General features: G+C 52.5%; 11 protein-coding genes. 4 read left to right on the top strand and 7 right to left on the bottom strand.

From position 1 onward, the window contains the following. On the top strand, positions 1–640 hold a 640-nt coding region (locus L691_RS0104525), incomplete at its 5' end, for a class I SAM-dependent DNA methyltransferase (protein ID WP_025689048.1). Between the two features lie 70 nt (positions 641–710). On the opposite strand, the gene L691_RS0104520 is transcribed toward L691_RS0104525, so the two are convergent. The 7 genes from L691_RS0104520 to L691_RS0104490 all read right to left on the bottom strand — a co-directional run bounded on the left by L691_RS0104520 (position 711) and on the right by L691_RS0104490 (position 8,327). Continuing rightward, positions 711–869, bottom strand: coding sequence for a hypothetical protein (locus L691_RS0104520; RefSeq protein WP_025689047.1), 159 nt, complete (start codon positions 867–869; stop codon positions 711–713). A gap of 199 nt (positions 870–1,068) precedes the next feature. After that, positions 1,069–2,004 (bottom strand): ArsR/SmtB family transcription factor, encoded by a 936-nt coding sequence (locus L691_RS0104515; RefSeq protein ID WP_025689046.1) that lies wholly within the window; start codon positions 2,002–2,004, stop codon positions 1,069–1,071. Positions 2,005–2,180: 176 nt separating this feature from the next. Next, entirely contained in the window at positions 2,181–3,614 is a 1,434-nt protein-coding gene (locus tag L691_RS0104510) for a sugar porter family MFS transporter (protein ID WP_025689045.1), read from the bottom strand. Positions 3,615–3,859: 245 nt separating this feature from the next. After that, entirely contained in the window at positions 3,860–5,191 is a 1,332-nt protein-coding gene (locus L691_RS0104505; RefSeq protein ID WP_025689044.1) for a response regulator transcription factor, read from the bottom strand. Then, a complete protein-coding gene (locus tag L691_RS0104500) occupies positions 5,166–6,626 on the bottom strand; it encodes a sensor histidine kinase (RefSeq protein ID WP_025689043.1) in 1,461 nt (486 codons plus the stop codon). Before L691_RS0104500 ends, L691_RS0104505 begins: the two co-directional genes overlap by 26 nt. Beyond that, positions 6,623–7,615 carry a substrate-binding domain-containing protein gene (locus tag L691_RS0104495; protein ID WP_025689042.1) on the bottom strand — a complete coding sequence of 331 codons (993 nt, stop codon included), beginning with the start codon at positions 7,613–7,615 and terminating at the stop codon, positions 6,623–6,625. Before L691_RS0104495 ends, L691_RS0104500 begins: the two co-directional genes overlap by 4 nt. 187 nt (positions 7,616–7,802) lie before the next feature. Next, complete coding sequence (locus tag L691_RS0104490; protein WP_051459300.1) at positions 7,803–8,327, bottom strand: hypothetical protein; 525 nt, start codon at positions 8,325–8,327, stop codon at positions 7,803–7,805. 293 nt (positions 8,328–8,620) lie between these two features. Here L691_RS0104490 and L691_RS0104485 point away from each other — a divergent pair, with 293 nt between their 5' ends. The 3 genes from L691_RS0104485 to L691_RS0104475 all read left to right on the top strand — a co-directional run. Beyond that, the gene (locus L691_RS0104485) at positions 8,621–9,511 is read left to right on the top strand and encodes an AraC family transcriptional regulator (protein ID WP_025689039.1); all 891 of its coding nucleotides are present in this window, start codon (positions 8,621–8,623) and stop codon (positions 9,509–9,511) included. 73 nt (positions 9,512–9,584) lie between these two features. Beyond that, on the top strand, positions 9,585–10,316 hold the full coding sequence (locus L691_RS0104480) for a ThuA domain-containing protein (protein ID WP_025689038.1): 732 nt from the start codon (positions 9,585–9,587) through the stop codon (positions 10,314–10,316). A 421-nt stretch (positions 10,317–10,737) separates the two neighbouring features. Further along, positions 10,738–11,557 (top strand): aminotransferase class I/II-fold pyridoxal phosphate-dependent enzyme (locus L691_RS0104475; protein ID WP_025689037.1); only part of this gene is annotated, 820 nt, incomplete at its 3' end.

Here is an 11,557-nt window from a genome sequence, read left to right as displayed (position 1 = left end):
CTGCGGCACCGGCAGCCTCACCATTCCGCTGGCCGAGGCGGGATATCATATGACGGGTATTGACCTGTCTTCGGATATGCTTGCCGTGGCGCGCCAGAAGATGGAGGATCGTCCCCGGGGACGGCGGTTTATGCGGGAAGGCAGCGTCCATTGGATCAGGCAGGATATGAGGGAATGGGAGCTGCCGGAGCCGGTGGACTCCGTGATTTCATTTTGCGACAGTCTGAATTATATCCTCGAAGAGAGCGATATTTCAGCCGTGTTCGAGCGTACCTTCAAGGGACTGAAGCCCGGGGGCAGCTTTCTCTTTGACGTTCACCATCCCCGCACGTTGATTCGTTATGAGGAGGAGCAGCCCTTCATCATGGATGATCTCTCGGTGTCTTACATTTGGACCTGCGAAATGGATAGGCCAAGAACCGAGATTGAGCATCATCTCTCCATCTTCGTCCGTGAAGAACCAGGCAGCGACCGGTACCGCCGGTTCGAGGAGACGCATGTGCAGCGCGCCTACGATCCGCAGTGGATGGAGGAAGCGCTTCGGAGAGCCGGATTCAGCGAGGTAAAGGTGTATGGCGATTTTGAATGGAAACCGGCCGGAGATGACACGCAGCGGCTGTTCTATGTGGCTGTAAAGTAGTATCTGCCAAAAAAGGATATCCCTAGGGCCCAGGTTGCAGCCTTCGGGATATCCTCTGTTCTCCTGCTCCTTACCGGTGCTCAATCAGGTCGATGGTGCCAAGCACAATATGCGCCAGACCGAAGCCGAGTACTCCTGACGCAACCAGCTTATATCTGCTTCCAAGAAAGGCGGCTCCTGAAGCGGATACGACGGTACCAAGAATGGTGGGAATCAAACCTTCGCGCATTTGAAACACTCCTTCTCGTTGGTTTGGGAGACGAGGATTAGTGTGTGTTTGCATTAGGGGAATTATGCGATAGCGGCAGCCTCCGGCAAATGACAGTTCTAAGCAAATAAATGCTCCAGAAGGACGGATATTCCGTCTTTCTGGAGCATTTTGGCATGAACCTGTCGTCTTGTTTAGTCACGGCCTGGTCTAGCCTGTCTTAAAGCGTATGAACCTCTCCGGCCTCGCGGACATCGTACAGCACGCGGGCAAGAAGAGCCTGGCTGTAATTGCCGAAATGCTTGCCATATATCGTCAATCCGCGCTTGTTGACCGGCTTGTCGGTAACAGCGATGCGAAAGGTCAGCTCGCTTTTGTAATTCAGCTTCATATCATTCAGAGTAATATCCGAAATGCGCGAGCCGTCGATAAAGCTTCCTTCCTCATTGATCCGGATTAGCTTCAGCATACCGTACTGATTCAAATGGGGAGGCCACCAATCCGGGCTGAACGTACCGCGTGTATCGCCAAAGTCGCCGGGACTTGTCCAGAAGCCGAGTTCCATGCCGTTAAGATAAAAATAAATATCCGAAGGATAATGATCAGAGCAGCCAGGCGCTTCCGACCCAAGCTCCAAGGAGAGTTGGATTTCACGGAAGCGCTGATTTGGCTTTAAATAATTCGGAATCCGGTATTCGAGAAACCCATCGGCCATCCAGATCATCTCCGACTTGATCCGCTGCGGGTCGGCAAAATAGCGCGGTTCGTCGAATTCCCCGATAATGCTATCCTTCGTCGCAAGACCGCACGTTGGAACGGCCGCATAGTTACTATAATGCCCGACCGGAATCTCCACCTCATATAGATTGCCGATATCCTTGCTGCGGAGCTCGACCATCAGCCGGTCTTTGTTCAAATAACATACCTTCTGAATTCCATGCTTGCCGACGGAAGTATTAATTTCAATAAGACCGCTCTCTTCAAGCTTTTTAATATGCATCGTAATCGCGCCGTTGCTCAGCTTCAGCCGTTTGGCGATTTCATTCAGATTTAGCTGCGGGTTGGAGGCTAACATTTCTAGAATTTGTATTCTTATTTCAGAACTGAGCGCTTTGAAAATATCAATTCCGCTCATTAAATCTTTAATATAGATCATGTTCAGCTATCTTCTCCCAATGGCTTTGTGATAACAATATTTTAGATCATCATAAACTTATTTGGATAAAAAAGAAAGCTGTGATAGTCTGTAGGGATGGCGGCAGCAAGCAGATAGGCAGACGAAAAACGGGCCGAATAGGGATGATCCCTGTTCGGCCCGTTTTGTGCTACTTATTAATCCTGAAGAGAGGGCTGAAGACTCTCCTGTTTGTCACCGTGTTTTTTTTCCCACATCGCTTCGATTTCTTCAAGGGATTTGCCTTTGGTCTCCGGAATGACTCCCCAAGTAAAGAGGAATGTAAACAGGGAGGTTGCGGCAAAAATCCAGAATGTTATGGCAGGTCCCGCAGAAGAAAGCAGCGGCGGGAAGGATTGGGAAACCGCGAAGTCGGCTCCCCAAAGAGCCATTGTGGCGACAGCCGTAGCAAAGCCGCGAATCCGGCTTGGGAAGATCTCGGACAAGATTACCCAAACTACGGCCCCGAGTGAAATGGCGAAGGCCGCAACATAGACGAGAATGCAGATCAGCACAATCGGGCCGTCCGTACGCCCGGTATGGAAAGCAAAGCCGATGATCCCCAGGCTGACGGTCATGAAGAACGAACCGGCCAGCATCAGCACCTTGCGGCCCAGCTTATCGACCAGCCAGAGCGACAGCGCGGTGAAGATCAGATTGACAAGTCCGACCATAATGGTCTGAGTAAGGGAACCGCTTGCTCCCGCACCGGTCTGGCGGAAGATTTCCGGCGCGTAGTACATTACGGCGTTGATACCTGTAACTTGCTGAAGCATGGCGACGATAATGCCAACGACCAGGACGGTGCGAAGGGCCGGCGTCAATCTCCGGCCGGAAGCGGCTTTGGCTTCCTCGTCCTGTGCAAAGCTCTGCTTGATATCAAGCACTTCTTTCTTGGCCAGCTCTTCTCCGTGAATCTTCAGTAGAATAGGCAGCGCCTCCGCAGCTCTTCCTTTCTTGATCAGCCATCTTGGGCTTTCCGGAACCAGGAACAGCAGAGTCAGGAACAGAAGTCCCGGCACGATACCGGTTCCAAACATGATGCGCCAGCCTGTGGAAACGTCCCATGCGTCATTGCCCATGCTGGATACGCCAAGGGCCAGAAAGGAGCCGAGAAAAATACCGCTAACTGTTGCCATCTGGTTCATAGCGACCAATCGGCCCCGGAATCTGGCGGGGGCGATCTCCGCATTATAGAGCGGGCAGAGCGTTGAGGTGATACCGATAGCGAGACCCTCGATCATGCGGGCTGTAATGAAAATTCCCAGTGTTGGCGAGACGGCGGAACCGAAAATTCCGGCGGTGTACAGAACCGCAGCCGCAATCAGCACTTTTTTTCGGCCAAAACGTTCACCTATCGAACCGGATATCGCCGCGCCGGCCATACAGCCGATGATCAGGCAGGAAACCGTCCAGCCAAGCATAAAGTTGCCGAGTTCGAACCGGGCACGCAATAATCCGTTAGCCCCCGACATTACCGCCGTATCGAATCCGAATAAAAAACCGCCCAGGGCCGCGACCATGGATACAAGGACAACAAATTTTATACTGGTCTCCGACTCTTCGGCCGGATGTTGCAATAAAGCACTCATATCATTTTCCCCTTTCCATCTGCGCGCTTACCAGCGGATACCGCTATCAAATCAGCGCAGCAGTTGTTTCTTCTTAAAATTATAACATCACCTCCCTGCTCACAGAGGAGCTATCCCCTGCACGATTTTGTCCTCTTTTGCGCATTTCTTTAAGATAGGGAGGGAATGGCGGCGGGGAATGCAGATACTAGTATTATCTTGTCCTCCAGGCACAAAAAAATCCACGCCTGACGGCATGGACTATATTAATTAACCTGTTCGCGATATTCGCTTGGAGTGACTCCGGTCACCTTTTTGAACACCCGGCTGAAGTAATTCGGGTCCTTGTATCCTGCGAGATAGGAGACTTCCTTAAGACTGAGATCTCCCTCTGCAATCAGTTCCTTGGCTTTGCCGATCCTTAGACTAGTGAGATAGTCGATAAAGGTCTCCCCTGTTAACTGCTTAAAGATTTTGCTGAAGTAAAAAGGGTTCAGATGCACGTGGTCAGCGACTTCCTCCAGCGAGAGTTCCTCCGTGAATTTTAAGCCGATATATCGTTTCGCTTTATCCAGCACGCTCATCGTCTGCTGTTCCCGTTCTTCCCGTATGCGCTCAAGCGCTGCGACGACATAGGAACGCTGGCCCGCCTGACTGACCGCCGCAGGATTCCTGTCGGTAAATGCGAAGTCCTCCTTCTTCAAATCGCCAAAGTGGCAGATTTCTCCGTTCCGCGCACCGAGAGTGGAGGCGAACACGGCTTCAAAGTAGGATTCATGAAGGCCTTCCGCGCCTTCGCGAACCGTACCAATCCCTATTGCCGCAGAAAGGCCGAAGTGCTGCTCTACATGGGAGCGCAGCTTCTCTCCGTACTGATGCACTTCATCGTTGAACTCCGTTTCGGGCATACCCGGCGGCATACGCAGGAATACGGCGACATGGCGGTCGATGATCGAGCTGGAAATCGAGCTGCCGAAGGTTCTAAGCAGACTGTGAATGACGTTGTACACTTTCTGTCTTCCGATGTTCATCTCGTCATGGAAAGCCACGACGAGTCCGAGTCCCCGGTCAAGCGGAAAACCAAGCCATTCGGAAAGCTTCCAGCTTTCATCATCCGCAGCCTTGTTCATCATCAGCAGCAGAGCAAGCTCATTCTCGGCGAGCGGCATCAGCTGGGACATCCGATCGCGCATTTCCAGCTCTTCCTCGCGTTTCGCTTTTTCCTGATCCAGGTCGTCCACCAGTCGATGCAGCAAGGACACCAGTTCCTTCCGCTTGGCGGGCTTTATGATATATTCTTCCACTCCGAGCGAGATGGCTTCCTTGGCATAGGCGAAATAATCATAGGCGGTCACCAATACCAGCTTGGCGTCCGGCATCCGCGCTTTGATCTCCTTGAGGGCCTCCAGTCCCTGAATGCCGGGCATATTGACATCCATGAAAATAATATGGGGCCGGTGCTCCTCGGCAAGTCCGATCGCCGTTCTTCCGTTCTCGGCGTGAATAATTAGGAAGGTATCCGGCATTGCCCGACGGATAATCCATTCCAATCCCTCGCGCTCAAGCGCCTCGTCATCTGCTATCATCAGCCGATACACTGTTCATCCCGCTCCTTCCCACCGGAATATTTAGCACTACGGTCGTTCCTTTTCCCGGTTCGCTCGTAATTTGAACCAAATCCTTCCGCCCGTAGACCAGTTCCAGTCTCCTGAACACATTACGGGTGCCTAGGCCGGTGGAGCGCGCCTGAATCGGCGTCTCTGCCGCTGGCACTTGCGTGTGGTTCAGCAAGGACGCACGTACATTCTCAGTCATCCCTATGCCGTTATCTTGTATAACAATTTTTGTAACCGATGGCCCGCCGTGAATGGAAAGAGAGATAACTGCTCCGCTCTCCATATGACCGATGCCATGGATGAACGCATTCTCGATTATAGGCTGTATGGTCAGGGAGGGAACCCTTACATTGAGCGCTTTTTCATCGATATCGAGCTGGAACGACACCCGGTCACGGAACCGGGTCTGCTGCAGCCTGATGTATTCCTTTACATGCTCCAGTTCATTGCGCAGAGGCACCTGCCGATCCAGGTTCTGCAGGTTGTAACGCATAAAGTTTGACATCGAGACAATCAGATCGCTGGTTCGTTCCGCCTCTTCCAGCAGCGCAAGCTTCGAAAGAGCATTAAGCGTATTGTATAAAAAATGAGGATTGATCTGGCTCTGCAGCGCCTGCAGCTCCAGAGTCTTGACCAGCCGTTCCTTCTCGGCGATATCCCTGTCTTTTTCAATAGATTCTTTCAGACCGGCCAGCATTCCGGTAAAGGCGGCAGACAGAGCGGCGAGCTCGTCCTTGCCCCCGGCGGGAAGGGGAGGGTCCAGATTTCCCCTGGACACGGATTTCGCCGAGCGGACGAGCGCGCTGACCGGAACCGTAATGCTGCGGGAAATCCAGACCGCAACCACGAGGCTGAGCGTCGTACCCAGAGCGAATACGGCGACTCCCAGCTTGTAAAGCCGCGCATTCTCCGCTTGAATATTCCGGAATACCGGACGGTAATGATCTAATTCGCCTTCAACCAGCTGCTGTCCCTCACTCCGGATAAAGGAGAGGGTCTTTTCGGCTTCGAGATAATGCCCGAACGCATCCGAAGATCTGCCGTTCTCCGAGGCGGCGAGCGTCTGCTGCTCAAGTGACAGCAAGGTTCGAATCATATTCCCATACCCGGTTAAAGAGGAGGTCAGGGGCGGCGCGGAGCCCGTATCCATCAGGGTTGAATGAAGCCCCGAAAGGTTGGTGAGCGTCTCTGCCGCCTGCGCCTTTGAGTCTTCCGCCGGGTGAAGCAGATAGGCATACACCGCCTTGAGGCTGTCCTCGGACGCCCCGGTGGTCTCTTTGTATTTGAGAATCCGGCCCATAATCAGATCATAGCTATCCCGAACAATTGTTCCGCTTTGGAATAAAAAGTAAGTTACCAGATTCATCAGCAGAACGAGCAGGGGGATGAAGATCAGCAGTTTGCTGCGAATACTCATGGCGCACCCTCCCCGTCAGGCTTTGCCATGCCGCTGTCTCCAAGCAAACGGATAGACGTATAGCTGACATCCGGCACGGATTTCCCCTGAAAATAATCATGGAGAAGTGTTATGGCTGTGCTGCCCATTTCCAGCGGCTGCTGGACAAGGGTTAGCTTAATTAGCCCTTTTTGCACGGCTTCCTTGGTCTCGTCCAAATCGTCGAAAGCGAACAGCAGCCGGTTTGTTCTCAGCTGACGCACCGCGTCCAGCGCTCCAAGGCCGTCCAGGGAGCTGAATCCGACGACCGCTTTCAGGTCCGGATGAGCGGCAAGCAGGCTTCGGGTCTGCTCGGAGGCCTGAAGCCGAGATATATCGGATGTCCGAACATCGGCAATTTTCATTTCCGGGTAACTCGCGATAATGCTGCGCAGGCCCTCCAGACGGAGACGCTGGCTGTCGGCTCGGACCGTTCCCACCAGTACGCCGACTTTGCCTTTGCCGTTCGCGGCTTCCGCCACCAGCCGGCCCATCTCCTCGCCTGCCGCAAGATTGTCGGACCCGACGTAGAACAGCCTGCGGCTTCCGGGCTCATCGGCATCGACGGTCACGACGGGAATGCCCAGCGCCATCGCCCGGTCTATCAGCCCCTTGGAGTCGGCTCCGCCGGTGCCCTGCACAATGATGGCGCTGGGCCGTGAAGCGATTGCTTGCTCCAGCAGGGAGAGCTGTTCTTCCGGATTAATCCGCAAGGGCCCAGTATATTCGAGATCCATACCATACTTGCCGGCTGCTTTACGGGCTCCTTGCTCAATGGACCGCCAGTAAGGATTGTCGAGTTCCTGGGATATAAGCAGGACCCGGCGGGAAGGGACCGCTTGAGCCTGTCCGGGGAGCAAGTTATCCACCTGATGCTGTAATCGGTTCGTAGAGAGAATAAACTGGATCAGGGTATAAAGAAATCCGCCTAATAATATCAGTAGGGCAATGCTCCATTTCCGGTTAAACATCCAAGTCTCCTTCAATAAGTTATCATCCATTTCGCCTGACCTTTATTATACCGGAGAACATGCCGACTCCCAAATGATAAATTATTGATCTTTGGGGGGGCGTAAACGCAAAACGGCCTGCATGGAGAGCTCGTGTGACAGAGAGCTCTTCTGCGGGCCGCTGCTAGACTTAAGATTTTCACTTAAGTTAAGGAATATACTGCTGAACGATAGCGGTCACTTTGCCGTCCTGAACCGTGATGTGATAAGGGAATTGGCTTAGATCCACCACATCCGTATCGCTGAACTTGTTCAGGAACGTATTCAAATCGACTGCTTCGTTCCAAATAATATCCAAATCGCCGGGGTTTCCGGTATGGTCAAATATTTGCGTCTTGATGTCTACATGCTCAGCCAGCGGGTACTCGGTAAGCGTATCGCTGTCGTTCACGATATAATAGCCGTCCGGCGCGCCGCCAATCTCTTGTGCGGCTTCCGGTTCCCGCTGCGCAAAGACGCGGTCGGCTTCGGCTCCTTCATACCAATTAATCTCATCCGCCGTCAGAATCACCTTGTTGCCATCAGGCTGCAATGAATGAATATATACGGTCAATTGCTGCGCTGGCCCGATGCTCTGGGCAACCGCCTGGGTTAAGGCTGTGCTTGCCGTACTGATGAGGGAAAGGAACAGCAGCACGAGGACAGGCATTACAAAAGTCTTTTTCAACAACATGATCAATCTCCCCCTTGACTCTATAAAGCACAGTATAAAGCTATTTACCCTCTGGGTTATTTCTCAAACGATGCTTTTACTACAATTAACGGATTAGACGAAAAAAGGTTGCAAGGACCCTGCGGATCTTGTTCAGGCGGCCCCGAAAACCGAGAATATTTTTCCTTGGTTGAGGCATATTAAGCTTTTCTGCTGCTTCCCGCCGTTATCTGAAAAAATCTTTTGCCCTTTGCCGCCGCGCTGAATTATTATCAATACAGATTAGATTAAAACGTAAAGGTACGGGAGACGTCATGAAACTTTATCTGGAGATTCCGGAGCTTGACAAGCACTTTCCGTTTCGCAGCTTTGTGAATAAGGGGGATCGTCTATGCTACCCGCACTGGCATAAAGAAATCGAGATCATTTATGTGGTCAAAGGAAGCGTGGACCTTGGGATCAATGATGTACCCATCCATATGCGGCAGGGAGAAATTCAGTTTGTGGGCAGCGGGGACGTGCATTATTTTCTGGCTTCGCCCGATAGTGAGCGGCTGGTCATTCAGTTCGATTTGAGCTTTTTTCAGGAAGTTTCGGTTCTGGACGCTAAGGAGCATTCGCTCCGCGACGCCTTTGCTTCGATGGAGCAGTCCGGATGGAAATGGCCTGAAGGGCTGGCGGATCGAATGCGGGGGCTGATCGAGAGCATCCACGAGGAAAATGTCCGGCGGGCGGAAGGGTACGCGTATCTGATCAAAGCCAGGCTGTTTGAAATGCTGACCTTGATTCTTCGCGAGGTTCCGAAAAGCGGCGTGCATCGGCAGCCCAAAATTTCGGAGGAGTCGGCTACTAAATCCAAGGAAACGCTGGAGAAGCTGGAGCGGATTTTCACCTATGTCGAGAAGCACTACCGTGAGGCCATAACACTGAAGGAAGTTGCGAAATATATGGGCTTCAGCCCGTACTATTTTACCAAGCTGTTCAAACGTAACACGGGCATGACTTTTGTGTCCTTCCTGAATGAATACCGGCTCAATAAGGCCAAATGGCTGCTGCTGAACGAGGACGGGCCGATTACGGCGGTTGCCGAAGCTTCGGGCTTTGGAAGCGTGAAGACATTTCATCATTTTTTCAAGGAAGCGACCGGCGTCTCGCCGATGAAATACCGGAGGACAATATTCGGGAATAATTCAGCTAGAATGTAGGAAGAAAGCGCCTTCCCTGAATTGTATGATAAGGATGGTAAACGATTAACTTGGGGACAGGAGAGAGAGCAGTATGGTTAAAGTAACCGTATGGAATGAATACCGCCATGAGCGGAACGACGACAAAATCGCTGCTGTATATCCGGAGGGCATTCACGGTCAAATCGCCAGCTTTCTGAAAGAGGCGGGCCTGGATGTCCGCACGGCGACCCTGGATGAGCCGGAGCACGGGCTGACAGAGGAAGTGCTGAACAATACCGATGTCCTCGTCTGGTGGGGCCATATTGCCCATAAGGAAGTAAGCGACGAGATCGTTGACCGCGTCCATCAGCGTGTCCTTCAGGGTATGGGGCTTGTGGTGCTTCATTCCGGGCATATGTCGAAGATCTTTATGAAGCTGATGGGTACGAGCTGCGATCTAAAATGGCGTGAAGCCGGTGAGAAGGAACGTCTATGGGTCATGAATCCGAGCCATCCGATCGCGGAAGGCATCGGCGAATATATAGAGCTTGAACATGAGGAAATGTACGGTACGCACTTTGATGTGCCTGCGCCGGACGAACTGATCTTTGTCGGCTGGTTCGAAGGCGGGAACGTCTTTCCGAGCGGCTCCACCTATCGGCGGGGAAATGGAAAGATTTTCTACTTCCAGCCAGGGCATGAGTCTTATCCGACTTATTATCATCCGGAAATCCAGAAGGTTATCATCAACGGCGTGAACTGGTGCGAGCCGACAAAACGCGCTTATCCGGTTTACGGCAGATCGCAGGAACTGGAGATGATCAAACGGGAAGTGCTGCTATAAGGGCAGCCGATACGGAGAACAAAAGGAGCCTGCCGGGAAATTCCCTGGTAGGGCTCCTTTTTGCCATTCATATCTGCGTTAAGCTTCATTAATCTCTCCAGGGCGGTGCCGTAAGCGGGCGGACGGTGTTATACTTAGTTGAATCTATATAAGATGAACTTAAAAAATGACATCAGTGTAAGGAGTAACGAAGGAGGGGAAGTTTGGAACTGTAGGAGCGATAGCGATCACCCGAAAGCTTTCTGGAGGAAAGCTCGCTTCGAAAGCATAGGCTGTCTCCGGATTTCATCCGCGAAGAGTCGTTAAAATCAAGAAATCTGGAGACAACAGCGGCCGGAAACATTCCTCGTAGTTATGACTGATGTTTGATGGAAAATCTTAAGTTCATCTTATATAACAAAAAACAGGCAGGTGTGTATCATTGACTCTTAAGGCTTCTAAAAATAGATGGCGCGCGGACAAGCTGTCGAGGCTTGGCTCCTCCATCTTTCAGGAGGTTGCAGGCTGGAAAGCCGAAGCGGCTGCGGGCGGCCTTAATCTTATCGACCTTGGCATCGGCAGTCCGGACCGCGGACCGTCTTCTGAAATCCGGCGCGTACTCAGCGAGGCCGTATTAAAGGAAGACAGCTATTCGTATCCGTCCTCCGAAGGCGGACTGGCATTCCGCAGCAAAGCCGCAGCCTGGATGAAGTACCGGTTCGGAGTAGAGGTTGATCCCGAGACAGAGATGCTGACGCTGATGGGCTCCCAGGACGGACTTGCGCATCTGGCGCTGGCGGTCTGCAATCCCGGCGATGTGGCGATTGTGCCCGATCCCGGTTACCCGATTTATTCCGGTGCGTTAGCCATTGCCGGCGTTACGCCTTGGCCGCTGCCGCTGAAGGCAGAGAACGGCTTCCTGCCGGATCTTAATTCCATTCCAGAAGAAGTGCTGGAGCGCGCCGCATTTATTCTGCTGAATTTTCCCGGCAATCCGGTCTCCGTAAGAGCGGACTATGCGTTCTTTGAACAGCTGATCGGCTTTGCCCGGCGGTGGAACCTGCTTGTCGTGCATGATCTCGCATACTCCGAGATGGGCTTTGACGGATACCGGCCGATCAGTATCCTGCAGGTGCCGGGTGCGCGTGAGACGGCGGTCGAATTTCATTCCTTCTCCAAGAGCTTCAACATGGCCGGTTGCCGTATCGGCTTTCTGGCCGGGAACGCTGATGCTGTAGGCGCTCTGCGAAGCCTCAAGGGCA

The organism is Paenibacillus zanthoxyli JH29 (assembly GCF_000520715.1).
Lineage (GTDB): Bacteria > Bacillota > Bacilli > Paenibacillales > Paenibacillaceae > Paenibacillus_AQ > Paenibacillus_AQ zanthoxyli.
Note: the sequence above shows the minus strand (reverse complement) of the source record. Positions and strands in the feature narration are given on the sequence as shown.